Annotated in this window: 15 protein-coding genes and 1 pseudogene; 6 read left to right on the top strand and 10 right to left on the bottom strand. The window is 70.7% G+C overall.

All coding sequences use genetic code 11. From position 1 onward, the window contains the following. The 6 genes and pseudogenes from QSK26_RS40510 to QSK26_RS40485 form a co-directional block, all read right to left on the bottom strand. A pseudogene (locus QSK26_RS40510) lies at nucleotides 1–276 on the bottom strand (hypothetical protein); the annotation flags it as partial. 163 nt (nucleotides 277–439) lie between these two features. Further along, nucleotides 440–565 carry a hypothetical protein gene (locus tag QSK26_RS40505; protein ID WP_285780688.1) on the bottom strand — a complete coding sequence of 42 codons (126 nt, stop codon included), beginning with the start codon at nucleotides 563–565 and terminating at the stop codon, nucleotides 440–442. A gap of 97 nt (nucleotides 566–662) precedes the next feature. Further along, nucleotides 663–1586 (bottom strand): tyrosine-type recombinase/integrase, encoded by a 924-nt coding sequence (locus tag QSK26_RS40500; protein WP_285780687.1) that lies wholly within the window; start codon nucleotides 1584–1586, stop codon nucleotides 663–665. 273 nt (nucleotides 1587–1859) lie between these two features. Then, nucleotides 1860–3032: a P-loop NTPase family protein gene (locus QSK26_RS40495; RefSeq protein ID WP_285780686.1), complete on the bottom strand. Its 1173-nt coding sequence runs from the start codon at nucleotides 3030–3032 to the stop codon at nucleotides 1860–1862. A gap of 412 nt (nucleotides 3033–3444) precedes the next feature. Continuing rightward, nucleotides 3445–4377, bottom strand: coding sequence for a serine hydrolase (locus QSK26_RS40490; protein ID WP_285780685.1), 933 nt, complete (start codon nucleotides 4375–4377; stop codon nucleotides 3445–3447). Beyond that, complete coding sequence (locus QSK26_RS40485) at nucleotides 4374–5756, bottom strand: serine hydrolase domain-containing protein (protein ID WP_285780684.1); 1383 nt, start codon at nucleotides 5754–5756, stop codon at nucleotides 4374–4376. Before QSK26_RS40485 ends, QSK26_RS40490 begins: the two co-directional genes overlap by 4 nt. Nucleotides 5757–6299: 543 nt before the next feature. Here QSK26_RS40485 and QSK26_RS40480 point away from each other — a divergent pair. From QSK26_RS40480 to xynA, 3 genes are all read left to right on the top strand, one after another. Then, nucleotides 6300–8078, top strand: coding sequence for a calcineurin-like phosphoesterase C-terminal domain-containing protein (locus tag QSK26_RS40480; RefSeq protein WP_502888805.1), 1779 nt, complete (start codon nucleotides 6300–6302; stop codon nucleotides 8076–8078). 218 nt (nucleotides 8079–8296) lie between these two features. Continuing rightward, nucleotides 8297–9349: a polysaccharide deacetylase family protein gene (locus QSK26_RS40475; protein WP_285780682.1), complete on the top strand. Its 1053-nt coding sequence runs from the start codon at nucleotides 8297–8299 to the stop codon at nucleotides 9347–9349. A 46-nt stretch (nucleotides 9350–9395) separates the two neighbouring features. After that, nucleotides 9396–10391: an endo-1,4-beta-xylanase XynA gene (gene xynA / locus QSK26_RS40470; protein WP_285780681.1), complete on the top strand. Its 996-nt coding sequence runs from the start codon at nucleotides 9396–9398 to the stop codon at nucleotides 10389–10391. Between the two features lie 151 nt (nucleotides 10392–10542). On the opposite strand, the gene QSK26_RS40465 is transcribed toward xynA, so the two are convergent. Continuing rightward, nucleotides 10543–13725 (bottom strand): ATP-binding protein, encoded by a 3183-nt coding sequence (locus tag QSK26_RS40465; protein WP_285780680.1) that lies wholly within the window; start codon nucleotides 13723–13725, stop codon nucleotides 10543–10545. A gap of 154 nt (nucleotides 13726–13879) precedes the next feature. On the opposite strand from QSK26_RS40465, the gene QSK26_RS40460 reads away from it, so the two are divergent. Beyond that, nucleotides 13880–14785, top strand: coding sequence for an NAD(P)-dependent oxidoreductase (locus QSK26_RS40460; RefSeq protein WP_285780679.1), 906 nt, complete (start codon nucleotides 13880–13882; stop codon nucleotides 14783–14785). Between the two features lie 30 nt (nucleotides 14786–14815). On the opposite strand, the gene QSK26_RS40455 is transcribed toward QSK26_RS40460, so the two are convergent. Beyond that, nucleotides 14816–15709: a serine hydrolase domain-containing protein gene (locus QSK26_RS40455; protein ID WP_285780678.1), complete on the bottom strand. Its 894-nt coding sequence runs from the start codon at nucleotides 15707–15709 to the stop codon at nucleotides 14816–14818. A gap of 62 nt (nucleotides 15710–15771) precedes the next feature. Next, complete coding sequence (gene nhaA, locus QSK26_RS40450) at nucleotides 15772–17052, bottom strand: Na+/H+ antiporter NhaA (protein ID WP_285780677.1); 1281 nt, start codon at nucleotides 17050–17052, stop codon at nucleotides 15772–15774. A gap of 371 nt (nucleotides 17053–17423) precedes the next feature. Between nhaA and QSK26_RS40445 the strand changes: the two genes are divergently transcribed. Further along, nucleotides 17424–17699, top strand: coding sequence for an SMI1/KNR4 family protein (locus QSK26_RS40445; protein WP_285780676.1), 276 nt, complete (start codon nucleotides 17424–17426; stop codon nucleotides 17697–17699). Nucleotides 17700–17868: 169 nt separating this feature from the next. Here QSK26_RS40445 and QSK26_RS40440 read toward each other — a convergent pair whose 3' ends face one another. Next, nucleotides 17869–18882: a LacI family DNA-binding transcriptional regulator gene (locus QSK26_RS40440; protein WP_285780675.1), complete on the bottom strand. Its 1014-nt coding sequence runs from the start codon at nucleotides 18880–18882 to the stop codon at nucleotides 17869–17871. Between the two features lie 74 nt (nucleotides 18883–18956). Here QSK26_RS40440 and QSK26_RS40435 point away from each other — a divergent pair. Then, the coding region (locus QSK26_RS40435; protein WP_285780674.1) for an MFS transporter at nucleotides 18957–19745 on the top strand (789 nt) is incomplete at its 3' end.

The following is a 19745-nucleotide window of genomic DNA, read 5'->3' as shown; positions in this document are numbered from 1 at the left end:
GGCGTCAGCGAGGGGTTCGCCGGGACGCACGTTGCCCCCGGGCAGCGTGTAGTGAACGCTGCCCGGCTGGTCGCGGCGGATGAGGGCGACGGTCCGGCACCCGGGCGCTCGCCCCGGGGGCGGCACTCGTGGCGCGCTCGCTCGGCGCCACCCGGTGGGAGCGCTGAGCGGCATGGTCGTCCCGGGCCTGGCCGGGCCCCTGCGCACCGCCCTGCGGGTGGCCCTCGGCGTCGCCTGGGGGGTGCTGGTGCCGGCCGAGATGTTCGGCCTCTCCATCGGGCGCGGCTACGCGGTGCTCAACGCGCGCGACAACCTCGGCTACCCCCAAACTGGCGGCCACGATGCTGCTCATCGGCACGATCGGCTTACTGCTCGACCGGATTCTGAGCGGCGGACGGGCGAACCGGCCCGCGTGACCACAAAGGTGCGGGTGGGAGACTCAGCTCCAGTCGTCGCCGAGCAGGCGCTCCAGGTCGGCGGTCGCCGCGGCCGGGTCGTAGCCGGGCAGGGCTTCCCGCATCAGGTCGTGGGTCCGGCGTTCGACGTTCGCGCTCGCGGCACGCACCGCATCTGCTATCGCCGACTCACCAAATGAGTCACCGTCTAATCTGCTCGAGCTGTCGCTCATGCCCATGTCGCCTACCTCACGGGCAACTGGTTGATCAGTGAGTACGACGGCGGGGCGCCAGGACCTCGGTGACCTTGGCGATGGCTTCGGCACCGGGTTTGACGTAGCGCATGGCGGTGCGGGGGTTCTTGTGCCGGGTCTTGCCCATGATGAGCTGCAGCGGCACTTCGGCTTCGCCGAGGTGGGTGGCGGCGCTGTGGTGTAGTTGGTGCAGGTCGAGCCCGGCGTACTTCTCCAGCAGGACGCGGGCGCGATCGTAGCCGAGGCGGGCGCGGCCGGTGTGCGGGCAGATGTCGGCGGCCGCGGGTCGGCGAGCGGGAACGGGGCGGCGTTCGGACAGGAACAGCGGGCCGTGCGTGCGTGTGCTGCCGTCCGAGAGCCGGAGCAGCCGGGGCAGGAGGTGGGCGGTGCCGCTGTCCCAGTAGACCCACTCGGTGGCGCCGCCCTTGGAGCGGACGGGGGCGCGGCGATGCTCCAGGTCGAGGTCCTCGACGTTCAGCGCGAGAATCTCTGCGGCCCGCCCGGCTGTCTCGTAGAGCATCCGCCACAGCGTCTTCTCCCGAAGCGGGATGTCGCGGCGCGACAGCAACCGGTGAATGGTGGTCTTGGCGACCGCGCGGGTCTCGTCGGCGTTCTCCTTGCGGCGCTCGGCGTCGGCCGGGACCGAGGGGGCGGCCCAGTGCTTCTTGGTCTGGCACCAGATCAGCCAGGAGGCGACGGCAGCGCGGTTGCGGTTCCAGGTCGCCGGCGCGCTCGGCCCCCACAGCTCGGTGAGCGCGGCGCCGATCTCGGCGTCGGTGACCTCGGCGAGCGGCCGCTCGCGGCCGAGCAGGGCGATGACGCGGTCGATGGCCGAGGCGTAGGCGCGGTGGGTGTTGGGGTTGGCCGTGCGCGGGGTGGCGAGGAAGGTGTCGGCGGCCGCGGCGAGCGTGACGTGCCCGCCGCGCAGGGGGGTCACGTTCGGCCGGCGCTCATGCCGCCCGCCGGGGGAGGCCTGCGGCGATGTACCGGATAACGTGCTTGAGTCGCGCACCTGTCCGGCGGTGGATTGTCCTGGTCGCCGCGCCGCCGTGACCGCTCATGTACGTGATAATAGGCAGTTATCACGTACATGATGTCATTGTGCGGAAGTGCGCCCGGCTACTGTGATCGGTATGGGGGCCTCTCCTCAGCCGTCAGACTGGGGATTTCGCTGTCCAGTGGCGGCGGGCCCTGCTCAAGGGGACTGCGTTCAGGGGAAGAGATTCGGCCAGTTGCCGCCGCGAGCCCGTACGTCCACGGCCACCTCGTTCACCGACCGCCCGTCGGTGTCAACGCGCAGATCCCCCGCCCCGGCGCTGTCGAGCGCCTTGGCCTCGAACGCCGCTCGTGCGGCGATACGGTGCAGGGTGTCCGAGTTCAGCCCTTTCAGCTCATCACCCGGTAGGGCCGGCCCGCCTCCCCGTCCACGCTGCGCGACGCGCTCGGCCAGCGTTTCTGGCCCCGCATGCAAGCGGCACACGGTCAATGCCGTTCCGGGCAGCAGCTCGGCGTAGCCGCGGACAATGTCGTCGGAGTCGGCCTCCCCGGAGACGACCAGGCACTGGGCACCCGCCGCGCGGTGCCCTGCCCAGATGGCCGCGAGGTTGCGCGCCTTGAGGCGATGGCCTTCCACGTCGTCGTCGGCGACGGGACGCAGCGCCCCGATCTGCTTCACATCGATATAGGCGGCTCGCACGCCGCTCCGGTAGACCTGCATGAAGATCTCGTAGCCGACCGTCGACTTCCCAACCGCTGTAGCACCGCACAGCCACAGCACGGGTGCCGGCACGGAAGCGGGTGAGGCATCCGCTGAGGTCGGGTGGTTCTGCCGGTCAACGACACTGTGGAATGTCGCGGCGGGGAGGATACCCGGCCATCCCCCCACACGCTCACAGACCAGCCGGGCCGCCGCGGATACCACTAAGCCGCCCGTATCCACGCACACGTCGGCGTAGTCACTGCGTTCCAGGGCTTCCGCTTCAACGACCGCCTCCTCCACCAGATCCGGACGCCATCCCCGCGCGAAGAACCGTTCCTTGAGCTCAGCGCTGTCGACGCGCAGTCGGCACACCGTGAACTCGGCCTCAGGAAGAAGCGCGGTGTACTCACGCACCTCCTCGGGAGTGTCAACGAAGCCCGCAAGGACCAGACATTGCACCCCTTCCTGCAGGAAATTCGGCCACATCGCAGCCAGATTCCGCGCGCGGAGGCGATGCGTCACGCCCTCTGGCATGGGGTAGCACAGGCTGATCTGGTCAGCGTCGACAAACGCCGTCTTGACGCCAGCACGACTCAGCCGCGCGAACACCTCCCAGCCAACCGTGGACTTCCCGACACCCGTAGGCCCCGAAAGCCAGAGCAAAGGTAGAGAAACGTTGGTCATCCGCGCGACATTAGCGGGCTCCCGGTGCAGCGAGCGACTGCAATTCGCCGCCGTCAGGGGGCGGGTGAGGTGCCGAACAGGACGCGCGGTTCCAGGTCCAGCCGGGTGGCGGGTGCCTGGTCGGGCGGGCTGAGGTTGAGGGTCCAGTTGCCGAACCTGCGGATGGTGTGGGTGATGTAGGGCGAGACGGTGGCCAGGTCGTCCAGATCGACGGGGTGGCCTTCGGCGGCCAGGGCGTTGGCGGCGTCACACCGGCAGCGTCGACCGGGACCTCCGCGTAAACGCCCGCCTGGTCGTCAAGACTCTGACCGACCTCGCCAGGGACACCTGTTCAAGGCGCTGATCGCCGCCTCGCTCTGCGACGACCAGGCCGCGCGCGGGCGCTGCACCGCATCTACGCCCTACGCATCGGTCACCGAGCAACCCCGTGGTGTGACGGGGCCGCGACGGTCGCCCGTAGGTGGTCGACGGCGATGCGGGCGGCGTGGCCGATGGCGGCGTCGACGGCGGGTTGGCGTTCAGCGAGTGAAGCCGCCCTGGTGAACACGGCGACGGCGTACCGGCGGCCGTCCGGGAAGGTGACGACGCCGCACTCGTTGCGTACGGCCGGCAGGGTGCCCGTTTTGGCGGCGATCGTGACGTCGGGGGTGAATCCGGACGAGAGGCGGTGCGGCCAGATCTGGTGCGCCATGATGTTCCGCACCCGCTCGCAGGCCGCGGGCGTCGCCGCGCGGTCGGTCCAGATCGCGTCGAGCAGCGCGCCGATCTCCCGTGGGGTCGACGCGCTGGTCCGCGCGGGGTCGAGGACCGCGAGCCGCAGGATCTGTTCCTCCGTCGTCGCGGCGAGCGTGGCGTCCAGATCGTTCAGGTCGCCGCCGAGGTCCTCGGCGATGGTGCGGAACAGGTCCTCGCAGCAGCCGATGATGCGCGTGTTGGCCAGTTTCAGATCGGTGAGCACCTGGTCGACGGCCGCCGGGCCGAGCCGGTGGTAGATGACGTCGGTGGCGGCGTTGTCGCTCATGGTCAGCATGAACAGCGCCAGGTCGCGCAGGCTCATCCGCACGTCGTCGGCACATCCCGCGGTGCCGATGCCGCCGATGCGGTAGCGCGGGCCCACCGTTGCCGTCTCGGTCTCCTCCAGCCGGCCGGCCTCGACCGCGCGGGCGAACGCCACGGCGACCACGATCTTGAACACCGAGGCGAGTACGACGGGCTCGTCGGCGCCGGCCGACACCTCCGGTCCGTCGTCGGCGCCGATCTCGTGCGCGTGCAGGAAACCGCGTGCGCCCGCGTCGGCGAACACCGCCTCGATCCGCGCGATGACCTCGGTGTCCTGGTGGCTCACGCGCCGGTTCGCCGGTCGGCGCGGCCGGTGTGCAGGAACAGTGCGCGTCCGGTCCCGTCGTCGCCGACGAAGGCGTGTGGGAGGTGTAGGCCGTGCAGCGGGGTTTTGGTGACGAGTGTGTCGTCGTGCAGACCGGCGAGTTCGATCTTTTCGGTGGCGGGGCCGAGCTGGGCCAGCACGCCCTTCGCCCGCCTGTGCAGCCACACCCGTCCGTCGTCGTCCTGGCTGATCTCGGTGTCGGCGATGTCGGAGGAGTAGGTGCCGAGGTAGCGCGACACGTCGGTGGGGGTTGGGCCGGGCGTGGGCAGCGGGGGCAGTGTCACGCCGGCGAGGTCGGCGAGCACCTTGCCGAGGATCTCGGTGTACAACTGGATCGCCTCGCCGCCGTTGGTGAACAGCGCGACCGACACATCGCGGTCCGGCACCACGCGCAGGAACGAGGACTGGCCGATCGTGCCGCCGTCGTGCCCGATGACCGTGCCGCCGGCGCTGTGGAAGATCTCCCAGCCGATGCCCCAGGCGTCGCCCATCAGGCCCAGATGGGGCAGGTTCACCTGCGGCTCGCGCATGGCCGGCACGCTCGCCTTGGACAGGACCGTCGCCCCGTCGGGGCCGGCGCCGTCGCGCAGGTGCATCCGGACGAAGGTGAGCAGGTCGCGCGGGCGCATCGCGAGCATCGCGCCCGCCGGTGCGTTCGACCGTGCCAGCGCCCACACCGGGGCGGGTTCGGGCGCGGCGCCGGGCGCCGGCTGGAGGTGGCCGATGGCGGCGCGGTACCGGATGGCGTCATACGGGCTCGTGGCGGCGTGGGTGAGGCCGAGCGGGAGGAACAGGTGCTCGCGCAGGCACTCGTCGTAGGACTTGCCGCGCAGCACCTCCACGATCCGGCCCAGCACGCTGTAGCCGGCGTTGTTGTAGGAGAACATCTCGCCCGGCGTGAACAGTTGTGCCACGTCCGCCAGGGTCGCCACGTACTTCTCGACACAGTCGTCGCCCGTGCCGGTATCGGTGAAGATGTCCCCTTCGAAGCCGCTGGTGTGACACAGCAGCTGCCGGACGGTGATCCGCGAGGCGGCGTCCTCGTCGGCGAGGCGGAACTCCGGCAGGTAGCCGCGCACGGGGGAGTCGAGATCGGCCAGGCCCTCGTCGACAAGCTGCATGATCAGCGTCGCCGTCCAGACCTTGGTGATCGAACCGATCTGGAACAGCGAGTCCGTGGTCGCCTCCACCCCGGTCGCCTTGTTCAGCACGCCCGCCGCGAAGTCGATGGTCTCGTCACCGGCGGACACGGCGACCGCGGCGCCCGGGACCTGGGTTTCGTCGAGCAGCCTCGGCAGGTTCTCACGCAGCCAGGTGCCGATCGCGTCGAGTTCCGACATGTCTACCCCTTACGTCCGGGTGCTTGCCAGTGACGACACGCTAAGCCGATCCCGGGCCGCCCGCTTCGTCCGCCAGCACAACGTCCACGCCCGATCTTGTTCTGCCGAACCAGCGGGCGGGCCCGCCCAGGTGAAGTGATGGGTAACGAAAGGGGTTTCGTCCCGTGGCGGTCAGATAGACCGGAAAGAAGACGACCCACAGGACCAGGCAGCCCAGGAACCATTCGAACCTCCCAGACGGCCGCGTAGCGCCTGGTGTCCTCAACTTGGGCCGTGGTTTGGGAATGCTGGCGGCGGGGCGAGGTCACCCGTGGGCCGATCCCCATACCACTGGTGTTCTTCCGGTCAGGAGCCGCCGTTAAGTTCCGTCAGAAAGGATCTTCACTGCCGGCCGTACCGGTCGGTATCCTGCCCCGACGACTCACCGGAGAACATTGCATGTTGAGTTCCTTAGCAGAACGCAGCAAGCTCCGCGTCGCCCTGGCTTTCACAGCCCTCGCGGTCGCCGGCTCGGCCGCGACGATCATTCCTGCTCCCGGCGCCATGGCCAGCCCGGTGCCCGCCTCCTCGAACCAGGCCGCGTACCGTGGCCAGGTCGAGGTCGTCCGCGCTGTGGACGGCCCGGCCGACTCCTCGATCCTGACCGGCAAGGTCTTCGTCGACCGTGACCGCGACAGCGTCAGCGACCCGCAGGAACGGGGCCTCGCCGGCGTCGTGGTGTCGAACGGGCGCGACGTGGTGACCACCGACTCCCGCGGGCGCTACCGGCTGCCCGCCTACGACAACATGACGGTGTTCATCACCCAGCCGTCCGGCTACCAGGTGCCGGTGGACGCGTCCAACGTCGCGCAGTTCCACTACAACCACCTGCCCGAGGGGTCGCCCCCGCTGCGTTACGGCGGCATCGCCCCCACCGGGCCGCTCCCCGCCGCGGTGAACTTCCCCCTCACGGAGAGCCGCCTCACCCAGTTTCAGGAGCAGCACTGCGTGATCGCGGGCGACCTGCAGACCTACGACAGGACCGAGGTCGAGTACGCCCGCAAGGGAGCGATCAACGACCTTGCCGCGCGCCGCGACTACCAGGGCTGCGGCACCCTCTTCATCGGTGACGTCGTCGGTGACGACCTGTCGCTCTACCCGGACGTCAAGGGGCTCACCGGCCTGACCAACAGCCCGGCCCGGTTCCTGCCCGGCAACCACGACCTCGACTTCGACGCCGAGACCGCCGAGCACTCCTTCGACACCTTCCGCGCCCAGCTCGCGCCCGCGTACTACTCCTACGACGTGGGCAACGTGCACGTCGTGGCGCTGAACACGGTGCGCTACCCGTGCACCCCCGACGTCGACAACGCGGACGGCCTGCGGCCCGGCTGCAACGACCCGGCGAACCGGCCGACGTACAACGGCAGGCTCGGCGACGACCAGCTCAAGTGGCTGGAGCGGGACCTGGCCAAGGTCCATCGCAGCAAGCTCGTCGTGGTCGCCAGCCACATCGGGCTGCTGAACTTCGCCGACGAGGGCAGCCCGATCCACCAGGTCGACCAGGTCCGTGAGGTGTACGACCTGCTGAAGGGCCGCAAGGCCGTCGCCGTCGCCGGGCACAGCCACTCGATCGAGAACATGCGGACCGGCGACCTCGTCAAGGGCTGGCGCGACCTCTTCGGCATCGAAGGGCTGCCGTTCCCGCACATCACCGCGGGCGCGATCGCGGGGGACTGGTACTCCGGCGCGCTGACCGAGGAGGGCTACCCGATCTCGGTCGGGCGTGACGGCGGCCGGCCCGGCGTGCTCACGCTCGACATCAAGGGCAGCTCGTTCAAGGAGCGCTACACGGTGACCGGGCAGAGCGACCGGGTGCAGACGCAACTGGGAATCAACAGCCCGACCTACCGCGAGTGGTACGTCGCACGGCAGGCCTGGAATCAGAACCGCGAAGGTACGGCGCCGGAGCTGGGTGACCCGACTGTGGTGGACCGGGAGGATCTGACCGGGCGTACGTGGCTCACCACCAACTTCTGGATGGGCGCCACCGGCTCGACGGTCAAGGTCAGGATCGACGGCGACCGGACGCGGCCGGCCACCCGCACCCAGCAGCTCCGCGGCGAAGACCAGTTGGTGGGGCCGGAATGGTCCGACCCGCACGCCGCGGCGCAGCAGCTGGTGAACGGCGGCAGCCTCGCGGACCGGGCCATGCACCTCTGGCGGTTCGAGCTCCCCGCCGATCTCGACACCGGCACGCACCGCGCCGAGATCACCGCGACCGACTCCCACGGCCGCCAGTTCACCGACGTCCTACGCTTCCGCGTCGTCGAGCAGCGGTAACCGTCCCCTCGCCCGTCCTGGGGCCGCCACCGACACCGGTGGCGGCCCCTGTGCACTTTCCCTGAAACATTTCAGACCCATAGCCGCAAGTAATACGAGGTCAAAGCCTAAATCGACGCTTCTCCCACTGAAACATTTCTTTACAACGTTGACATGTTTCGGTGACCTCCTCAGAATGACGCCATCTCGGCGATCGGCGTTCCAGGGGAGGAACAGACATGATCGACAGCGTCACCCCCCACGGCAGGACCCGTGCGTATCCGTCCTTCGTCCGCAGGGTTCTCATCGCCGGCGCGGCCGGCATCCTCGGCGCGGGCTTCCTCACGGGCCTGTCGTCCCCCGCCGATGCCACGAGCGGCGCCACGGCTGTCGCCGCGGACTGCAGCGGCGGCTATGTCGGCCTCACCTACGACGACGGCCCGAACCCCGGCAACACCACCAACCTGCTGAACGTCCTGCGGTCGAACGGCCTGCGCGCGACCTTCTTCAACACCGGGCAGAACGCGCAGAACAACCAGGCGCTGGTCAGGGCCCAGCGGGACGCCGGCATGTGGATCGGCAACCACAGCTACACCCATCCGCACCTGACCCAGCTGAGCACCTCCCAGATGCAGTCGGAACTCCAGCGGACCCAGCAGGCCATCCAGCAGGCCACCGGGACCGCGCCGAGGCTGTTCCGCCCGCCGTACGGCGAGACCAACGCCACGCTCAGGTCGGTCGAGCAGCAACTCGGCCTCACCGAGGTCCTCTGGGACGTCGACTCCCAGGACTGGAACGGCGCGGGCACGGCCCAGATCGTGCAGGCCGCGAGCCGGCTGCAGAACGGCCAGGTCATCCTCATGCACGACCAGTACGCGGCGACGGTGCAGGCCATCCCGCAGATCGCCGCGAACCTGCGCAGCCGCAACCTGTGCGCGGGCATGATCTCCCCGTCGACCGGCAGGGCCGTCGCGCCCACCGACGGCGGAGGCGGTGGCGGCGGTGGGGGTGGCGGCGGTGGGGGTGGCGGTTGCACCGCGACGTTGTCGGCGGGGCAGCGGTGGAGTGACCGGTACAACCTCAACGTCTCGGTGGCCGGTTCCAGCAACTGGACCGTGACGATGAACATCCCGTCCCCGGCGAGAATCCTCACCACCTGGAACGTCGGCGCGAGTTACCCCAGCGCCCAGGTGCTGACGGCCAGGCCCAACGGCAACGGCAACAACTGGGGCGTCACCGTCCAGGCCAACGGCAACTGGACCTGGCCGGCCGTCTCCTGCAGCACGACCTGACACCTACCCCGCCCCCGGCCGACTCTCACGAGGAGGAAAAACGCACATGAACGACGTCCCCGCCCGCCCGCGGAACCGCAGACGCGGTCGCGTCAGACTGTTCGCCGGCCGCGCCTGCGCCGCCGCGGCGGCCCTGCTCCTGGCCCTGACGATGCCGCCCGGAATCGCCCACGCGGCCCCCATCACCTCCAACCAGACCGGCACCAACAACGGCTACTTCTACTCGTTCTGGACCGACAGCCCCGGGTCGGTCTCCATGGAACTCGGATCGGGCGGCAACTACAGCACCTCCTGGCGGAACACCGGGAACTTCGTCGCGGGCAAGGGCTGGAGCACCGGCGGTCGCAGGAGCGTGAGCTATTCGGGCAGCTTCAACCCGTCCGGCAACGCGTACCTGACCCTCTACGGGTGGACGAGGAACCCGCTCGTGGAGTACTACGTCGTCGACAACTGGGGCACCTACCGGCCCACCGGCACGTACAAGGGCACCGTCACCAGCGACGGCGGCACGTACGACGTCTACCAGACGACGCGTACCAACGCCCCTTCCATCGAGGGCATCAGGACGTTCAACCAGTACTGGAGCGTGCGGCAGTCGAAGAAGACGGGCGGAACCATCACCAGCGGCAACCACTTCGACGCATGGGCCAGGTACGGGATGAACCTGGGCAGCCATGACTACATGATCCTCGCGACGGAGGGCTACCAGAGCAGCGGTGGCTCCAACATCACGATCGGCGGCTCCTCCGGAGGCGGCGGCGGTGGGGGTGGCGGCGGCGGTTGCACCGCGACGTTGTCGGCGGGGGAGCGGTGGAGTGACCGGTACAACCTCAACGTCTCGGTGTCCGGTTCCAGCAACTGGACCGTGACGATGAACACCCCGTCCCCGGCCAGGATCATGTCCACCTGGAACATCAGCGCGAGCTACCCCAGCGCCCAGGTGCTGACGGCCAGACCCAACGGCAACGGCAACAACTGGGGCGTCACCGTCCAGGCCAACGGCAACTGGACCTGGCCGACCGTCTCCTGCAGCGCAGGCTGACCCGAACGCTCACCACCGCACCGGCGCGGCGGCCCATGGGCTGCCGCGCCGAGAACTTCGCGAAAGACTGACGATCGGAGGCGCGTACTTCGTGATCACGACGGTTCCGGGGTCACCAGGGGATGACGCCGTCGCCCTCGAAGGCGGAAGCTCACACGCGAGGGCCGTCCTCGTCGCTCGCCGGCGCTGACGCGTCGGGCATGCCTGGTTCCGGTACGCCGCAGACCAGCAGCGCGTTGCGTGCCATGGTGTCGTCGGTGGCGCCCGCCGAGAGCTCCCTGGACAACGCCCGCTCTCCGAGGGACGCGAGGAGCGTGGTCGTGATCCGGTCGATGTCACCCCGCTCGGCGTCCGGCATGGGGGCGCCGGTGAACTCACGGATGCCGGCCGCCGCGCCCAGCAGATGGGCGGCCTGCACCGGCCGTCCAGCCAGGGTCAGCGCACCCGCCAGCCCCTCGTAGGCGAGCGCGATCGCCCGTGGATCGCCGCCCGCGCGGGCGACGGCGAGGCCGTCCCGGTGTGCGGCCAGGGCGGCGTCGGCGTCGCCGCGTTGTTCGGCGATGAACCCGAGTTCGGCCAGGAGCAACGCCGGGCCCGGGCCGAAGTCGACCCCACGGTGCCATTTCAGCACTTCGAGCAGGTGCTTCTCGGCGAGGTCGAACCTGCCTTCCCGCCGGGCTCCAAGGGCGAGCCCCATCTCCGCGTGGATCTCGCCCGCGGTGTAGCCGTGTTCGCGGGCCAGCCGCATCGACTCTTCGTGGAGTCGTCTGGCCTGTTCGAAGTCGCCCGCCAGCAACGCGATGCGGCCGAGTCCGGTGACCCGGTCGGCGGCGTCGGTCCAGAACCCCAGTTCCTCGGCCAGGCGCCGGCCCGCCCGATGCAACTTTTCGGCGCGCCCGTAGTCACCCGTGATCTCGGCCAGCGCGGCCAGCGGGTAGCTCGCCTGCAGCTGCCCCCAGCCGTCGCCCGATTCCTGGAAGAGCTCGTGGCTGTGCTCGCCGCTGCTGCGCAGGGTGGCGAGGTCGCCTCGCATCAGAGCGTGCATGGCCTTGGTGCTCTGCGCCGCTGCGATGCCCCAGCGGTCATCGGCTTCCCGAAGCTCTGCCAGGGCCCGATCCACCCACCTCTCGCTGCCGGCCAGGTCCGCGCCGGAGTTGAGCAACGCGAAGGCATGGAACCAGGAGGCGCGGGCGAACGCGGCGCGATCGCCGGTGGCCGGATCGGACGGCGGGGCCGCCACGATCGGGAAGCGGGTGCCGCCGTCTCCGGTGAGCAGGGCGAAGCCCGCATGCCAGAGCACGGCTGGGCCGCGGAGGGCCGCCGGGGCTTCGCCGGCGATGCCCAGGGCCGCCGCCAGCGACCGCCGGGCTTCTCGCAACCGGCCGCGGAGGAACCAGTACCAGGTCAGGGCGCAGGCCAGCCGCAGTGCCCCGACCGCGTCCCCGCGCCGTACGGCCTGATCGAGGGCGACGCGCAGGTTGGCGGTCTCCCTGTCCAGGAGTCCCAGCCATCGCCGCTGGTCGGGACCGTGCAGATGAGCGGCGGCCCGTTCGGCCTGCTCGGTGTGGTGGTCCTGGTGGCGGCGCCGGATGATCTCGGACTCGCCCGCCTCTTCGAGGCGTTCCAGCGCGTACGCGGCGACCGATTCCAGCAGCCGGTAGCGAGGGCCGTCGGTCACCGAGATCAGCGAGCGGTCCACCAGCCGGATCAACGGATCGAGCACGTCCTGGCCGCACACCGCCTCGGCCGCTTCAAGCGTGCAACCGTCGGCGTGCACCGCCAGGCGCCGCAATGTCACGCGTTCGTTCTCGTCCAGGAGTTCCCAGCTCCAGTCGATCACCGCGCGCAGGGTCCGCTGACGCGAGGGGGCGGCGCGGTGGCCGCCGGCCAGCAGCCGGAATCGGTCGTCCAGACGTGCCGCAAGGCCGGGTACGCCCAGGGCGCGGACTCGGGTGGCGGCCAACTCCAGCGCGAGGGGAATCCGGTCGAGGCGGCGGCAGATCGTCGCAATCGTCTCGGCGTCGTCCTCTCCCACGACGAACCCGGGGGCGGCGGACGCGGCGCGCGCGGTGAACAGGCTCTCGGCGTCGGACTGCGACAGCGGTGGAACCGTCCACACCGCCTCTCCGGCCAGCCCGAGAGGCTCCCTGCTGGTGGCGAGGACCCGCAACCCGGGGCAGGAGGACAGCAACCGGCGGGTGAGGTCGGCCGCCGAGTCGATGACGTGCTCGCAATTGTCCAGGACGAGGAGGAACCGGCGGGAACGCAGCGCGTCCTCCAGGCTCAGCGGCCCATCCTCGCGGATCCCCAGGGCGGCGTTCACCTGGTCGGCTGCGTGCATGGATCCCGCGAGCTCGACGAGCCGGACACCGTCCGGGTAGACCTCTGCCGTTCGGCCGGCCGTCTCCACCGCCAGCCGCGTCTTGCCCACCCCGCCGGGACCGGTCAGGGTCACCAGTCGGCTGACGCCCAGCAGGTGACGCACGGCGACGACCGCGTCGTCCCTGCCGACCAGGTCGGTGAGCGGGGCAGGCAGGTTCGCTCGCGGCTCGCCGAACGGCTGCGCCCGGGAGGCGGTGGATCCGTCCAGTGCCGGATCTTGTTCGAGGATCGCTCGGTGCAGAGCGGTCAGCTCCGCGCCGGGGTCCACGCCGAGTTCGTCGGCCAGGCGCTCGCGCAGCTCGGCGTAGGCGGCCAGCGCCTCGGTCTGCCTGCCGGCGCGGTACAGGGCGCGCATCCGCATGGCCCACAGCCGCTCGCGCAGCGGATGGCGGGCCACCAGTTCGCCCAGCTCGCCGATCAGCGCATGGTGCTCGCCCAGCTCCAGCCGCGTCTCGGCCAGCGCCTCGGCAGCGGTCAGCCGCTGCTCCTCAAGCCGTTGGGCAGCCGCCCGTACGAATGGGGCATCGCCGAGGTCGGCGAACGCCTCTCCGCGCCACAGCGCCAGAGAATCCGCCAGCCGGCCGGCCCTCACGCGCGGGTCCGCGATGCCGTACGCGGCAGCGGTCAGGTCGGAGAACCGGCCGGCATCCACGTCGCCGGGCCCGACCCGCAACAGGTACCCAGACGAATGGGACACCACCAACGCGTCCGCACCGGGCTCGGCCGGCGCCAGCGCGCGGCGCAACCTCGAGATCTTCGTCTGCAGGGCGGCGGCCGGGTTGCGCGGGAGTCTGTCTCCCCACAGGCCGTCCACCAGCCGGTCGGCCGACACCGGCAGTCCAGCGTGCAGGAGCAGATGGACCAGCAGCGCACGCACCTTCGGCTCGGGCACGTCGACCGGTCTGCCGTCCGACGTCAGAACGGCGAGCGGGCCCAGCACGCAGAAGTACACGGCGACACGCTAGCCCAACCCGACGGCCACGCCTGAGCTCCGCCGGCCCACCGCCAGGCTGCCGACAGTCCGCCGACAGGGCCTGTCGGCACAGTGGTCGCATGCCGCAGGGCAACAGCCCGGCGCGAACCACTGATGGCAGAAGGAGTCTTCGATGTCCCGGAACGAAGGTCGGGATCGGTCCGCGGTGTCGGTGATCGGCCTGGGGCAGATGGGCACCCGGCTGGCGCAGGCGTTCCTCGCCGCCGGCTACCGGACGACCGTGTGGAACCGCACCCCGGCGAAGGCCGACGCCCTCGCCGCCCAGGGCGCCGACCGCGCGTCCACCGTCGGCGAGGCGGTCTCCGCCGGCCCGCTGGTGGTGGTCTGCCTGCCTGACTACGACACCGTGCACGACCTGCTTGAGCCGGAAGGGGAGCGCCTTCGGGGCCGGGTCCTGGCGAACCTCAGCTCCGGCACCCCCGAGGCGGCCCGTCGCATGGCCGGCCAGGTGACCGGGCATGGAGCCGCCTACCTGGACGGCGCCGCCATGAGCGGCACCCGGCTGGTCGGGCATCCGGACGCGCTGTTCGTCTTCAGCGGCTCACCGGACGCCTTCGCGACCCAGCAGGATGTGCTGGCGAGCCTGGGCCGCTCGGTGCACCTTGGCGACGACCCGGCCCTGGCCTCGCTCTACGACACCGCGCTGTTCGGCCTGGCCTGGGGCGCGCTGGCGGGCTTCTACCACGCGGTCGCCCTGGTGGGCGCGGGAGGTGTCGATCCGACCGCGTTCGCCGCCGTGGCGATGAGTCACATGCCGTTCGTCACCTCGCTCATGGCCGATCACGCGCGCCACATCCAGGACGGCCGCTACCCGAACGACGACGGCACCGTGGACGTGCACGCGGCGGCGATGGATCACCTCGTCCACGCCAGCAGGGCCGAGGGCATCGGCGCGGAGGTGCCGGAACTCATCAAGTCCCTGCTGGAGCGCGCCGCCGGCACCGGTCACGGCGAGGACGGCATCGCGAGCGTCGTCGAGCTCATCACGAAGGGGCGGCGCGATGTCCGAGCAGGGTGAGCCGGTGTCGTTGAGGCGCCTGACGTCGCACTACGAGGCGGGGTGCCGGGAGGTCGCCGGGCAGAAGCTCGTCTCGAAGAGCGTGGTGAAGGTTTCCAGGAAGTCGTTCCAGTCGCCGTTCATGTTGCTCACCAGCGTGTGGGTGCCTTCGCGGTCGCCCATCGCGTACGTCACCGAACCCTGGATGTACCCGCCGCCGCCCCAGAGGGTGACCCCGCACGGGAGCTTCTGCGAGTAGACGCCGAGGCCGTACCCGGTGTTCGGGACCCAGTCCGCGCCCTCCGTCGAGACGGTGGTGAACATCTCCCGCTGCGCGCCGGTCGGGAGGAGACGGCCGCCCAGCAGGGCCCGCAGGAACCGGTGCAGGTCCGAGGTCGTCGACACCATGCCGCCGGCCGCGCCCGCCCAGCTGAGGTCCGCGCCGGTCACGTCGTGGATCTCCGTGGGGTGGCCGGCCTGGTCGAACTTCGAGTAGTGGCGGGCGTGCGGGGCGCGCATCGTGGTGTCGGCATCCGGCAGATACGTGCCCGTCAGGCGCAGCGGGCGGGCGATGCTGCGGTCGATCTCCTCCGCGAGGGTCGAGCCGGTCGCGTGCTCGACGATCATTCCCGCGAGGTTGTAGTTGAGCTTGGAGTAGATGAAGCGCCCGCCCGGCTCCTCCGGGTGCGGAGTCGGCTGCCCGGGGACGGCGTCGGGGAGCCCGCTGGTGTGGTTGAGCAACTGCCTGACGGTGATCCCGGTGCCGTCCGCGCCGAGATGTTCCTCCACCACGCCGGGCAGCCACTTCGCCACCGTGTCGTCCAGTGACCGTCTCTGAGGTCGGCGACGACGCCCGGGACACCGTCGTCGGCCACGGTCCCGTCGAGCACGCGCTGGAGTTCGGCATGGGCGCGGGACATGGACACGGATGCCTCCTGGGGGCATGGGGGAAAGGTCAGAGGCGCCGTCGGCACGCAAGCAACATTAGTTGACTAATTTGGCCATAGTCAACGTGAGTTGCTTAGGTCGAGGGACTCGGCCTGGTGGATGCGCCGGTACACCCGGGCGCGTAGCCGCAGGATCACCGTGGCCACCAGGGCGGCGGCCAGCGAACCGGTCAGGACGGCGATCTTGACCCGGTCCTCGGCGCCGCCGCCCGGCCCGAAGGCGAGTTCCCCGATCAGCAGCGACACGGTGAACCCGATCCCGGCCAGGACGGACAGCCCGGCCATGTCGATCCAGGCCAGGCCGTCGTCCAGGGTGGCACGGGTGAAGCGGGCCACCAGCCAGGTCGCGGCCATGATGCCGATCGGCTTGCCGGCCAGCAGGCCGACCACGATGCCCACCGCGACCGGGTCGGTCAGCGTCTGGGCCAGCCCGCCGATCCCGCCGACGGTCACCCCCGCGGAGAAGAAGGCGAACACGGGTACGGCGACGCCGGCGGAGATCGGCCGGAACCGGTGCTCGAAGTGCTCGGCCGGCCCCGGCCCTGCCTCCGGACCACCTTCCCGCCCGCTGCGGAGCACCGGTACGGCGAGGGCCAGCAGCACCCCGGCCACGGTGGCGTGCACCCCCGAGGCGTGTACCAGTGCCCAGGTGACGAAGGCGAGCGGCAGCAGCAGCCACCACGCGCGCACCCGCCGCCGGACCAGCACGGCGAAGACGGCCAGCGGCACCCCCGCGCCCAGCAGCGGCAGCACCGACAGGTGGCCGGTGTAGAACACGGCGATGATGACGATGGCGATCAGGTCGTCCACCACCGCCAGCGTCAGCAGGAACGTCCGCAACGCCGCCGGCAGGAAACGGCCGATCACCGCGAGCACGGCCAGCGCGAAGGCGATGTCGGTGGCGGTGGGGATGGCCCACCCCCGCGCCGCGCCGGCTCCGGCGGCCACCGCCAGGTACAGCAGCGCGGGCACGATCACCCCGCCGAACGCGGCGGCCACCGGCACCGCCGCCCGCCGCACGTCGCGCAGGTCACCGGCGACGAACTCGCGTTTGAGCTCCAACCCGGCGACGAAGAAGAAGATCGCCAGCAGGCCGTCGGCGGCCCAGGTGGCGAGGTCGAGATCGAGATGCAGGGCGGCCGGTCCGATCCGGATCGCCCGCAGTTCGGCGTAGACCGGCGCCCACGGCGAGTTGGCCCAGACCAGTGCGGCGAGCGCGGCGGCCAGCAGCAACGCCCCGCCGATGGTCTCTTTGCGCAGGATGTCGGCGATTCGCCGCGCCTCCGGCCACGAACCCCGGCCTAGCAGGCGAGGAGTGCGATGGAAGGTGGTGCCGGGCATGGAACTCCGCTCTATGGCAGGGTCGGGTCGCTCACCTGCCGACCAGACTTCCCGGCGCACCTGTCAACAACGTATCAGGACGCGTGCCCCACCCGCGCTCCGCTCGCCGGGCCCGCGCGGCCCGGGAACGCCCGCCGCTCCATCTCAAGGAAGCTCCGGCGTGCATATCCGTTGATGATTCCGCCGATACCTTTCCGGGGCCTTGTGGTGAGCCATGTAGACGCAGCGACAACTAACCGTGCACTCACAGCCAACGACATCCCGGCGGTATTCGGTGCATTCTTCAGGGGCGACGTCGAGTACGGCGTCCAGCGGAATAGCGACGGAAGGGCTCGTGGAAGTCGCCGGCACGGAAGGTGGGAGATCGACAAATGATTCATGCGATTCGTAGGCTCGAAATCGTCACGGCGAAGGCGGACATCGCCGTCTCGGCTGTTTCCGGAACGGCCACGGCAACGTTCGATCGGAACGGCCTTTGCGAGGACGGGGAGTTCTGTCTCTGCCAGGACGAGAATCCCACGGCCCGCACATCCGTCATCGAATGGACGGGGCCGGACACGGATTACCAGGACAACATGTGGTTCGGTACCACCGACGGCATCGACAACGAAGCCGGCGAGGTCTGGAACCTGGCAGTCACCGGATAGTCCCGAGAAGCGCCCCGCCGCCGTCGGCGAGTGGCAGAAGTGCATGGCCCGGCGAGGGTGATTCCACGACTCTCCTCGCAGGGCCGTGGCGGACGAGACCTGGAAACTCGACGTGGCGGCAATCCCGGTCAGGCCGGGTCCCCTGCCCGGAGCGCGTGCTTGACCGTGGTCATCGCCGGGTGGAGTCGCGCAGGACCAGGCGCCACTCGATCGGATCGGTCTCAGCCGCCGCTTCCTCACCCAGGGCCAGTTGCGCGCAGCGGGCTCCCTGGGCGCGCAGGTTCTGCGCGACGGTCGTCAGCCCGGCGGCGGCGGCCGCGTCGGTGCCGTCCCAGCCGCTGACGGCGAGGTCGCCGGGGACGGCGAGACCGGTACGGGCGGCCGCTCGCATCAGGCCCAGGGCGAGTTCGTCGCTCATGGCCATGACGGCGTCCGGCGCGTCCGCCCCCGTCAGGAACGCCGTGGCCAGGGAGTCGGCCTCGCGCGCGCTGTTGCGTGCGCACACCGCGACCCGCACCTGCGGCCATCGGCCGCCGGCCGCCTCCCAGGCGTCACGGACTCCGCGCAGGCGCTCACGGGTCACGCGGAAAGTGGCCTCGGCCGGATCCAGTCCGTCGCGGACCCCCGGCGTCCGGGCGCGATCGAGCGGGAAACTGAGCACCATCGGCCGCCGGGCGCCGGCGAGGGCCTCGGCGGCGACGGCGCGGGCCGCGGCACGGTCGTCGATGGCCACGAACGGCAGGTCCCGGTGGTGTGGTCCGCCGTGCACGACGGCGGGGAGACCGGTGGCGGCCACCGCCGGCAGCACGGGGTCGTCGTCGCTGGTCGTCCAGACGACGAAACCGTCCACCGCGGCCTCGGCGACCCGGTCGGTGTCGGAGGGCGCCCCGGTGATGGGGACGATCGTGAGCCCCAGGCCGTGACCGGCGCAGACCTCGGCGACGCCGGCCAGGAACCGGGTGGCCTGGGGGTCCTCGAAGGCGTAGGTGAGGTGCTCGCCAAGCACCACCCCGAGGCTGCCGGTCCGTCCCCGGCGCAGCGAGCGGGCCCCCGGATGGGGGCCGGGGTATCCCAGCCGGGCGGCGGCCTCACGGACCCTGGCCCGGGTGCGTTCGGAGACGCGATCAGGCTGGGCGTAGGTGTAGGAGACGGTCATCACCGAGACCTTCGCCGCGCGAGCCACCTCCGCCATGGTCGGCCGGGGCCGAGAAGGGTCTTTGGCCATGCCTCACCCTATCTTGTGTATCGTTACACATCATGTGTACCGATACACAAGATGGCGTCGATCATGGTCACATCCGGGCCTGGGTGCCGTACGCGGGATTCACTGTCTTCGGCGCGTTCTGGGGCGTGTGGGGCGCGTCCGTTCCCGCAATCCGCGACCAGGCCGGGCTGACTGATGGCCAACTCGGCACGGCGCTGCTGTTCATCGCCGCCGGCGCCCTGCCCGCCATGCCTCTCGCGGGCCGGGCCGTGGACCGGTGGGGGCATCGCGTCACGGCGATCACCCTCACGTCGCTCGGCATCGCCGGCATCGCCGTGGCCGTCACCGCTCGCGACCTGCCTGCCTTATCCGTGGGACTGGCGGTTCTCGGCGCGTCGTCCGGCGCTGCGGACGTGGCGATCAACGCGGCGGCCGGCTCCGTCGAACGGGCCAACGGCCGTCCGGTCATCACCCGGGCGCACGGCTTCTTCTCCCTGGCCGTGGTCGCGGCGAGCCTCGTCACCGGCCTGCTGAACGCCGCCGGCCTGCCCCTGGTCGTGCCGTACTTGCTGGTCATGCTCGCCGCCGGCGCCGTGAGCGCCGCAATCGGCACCGGCGATCGCACGCAGACTGACCCCGCCCGTCACGATCACGCCCGCACGCAGGCTGACCCCGCCCGTCACGATCACGCCCGCACGCAGGCTGACCCAGCCCGTCACGATCACGCCCGCACGCAGGCTGACCCAGCCCGTCACGATCACGCCCGCACGCAGGCTGACCCAGCCCGTCACGATCACGCCCGCACGCAGGCTGACCCAGCCCGTCACGATCACGCCCGCACG

The organism is Microtetraspora sp. NBRC 13810 (assembly GCF_030268685.1).
Classification (GTDB): Bacteria; Actinomycetota; Actinomycetes; order Streptosporangiales; family Streptosporangiaceae; genus BSRQ01.
The sequence above is the reverse complement of the archived record's forward strand: the minus strand, read 5'-3'. Positions and strand labels throughout refer to the sequence as shown.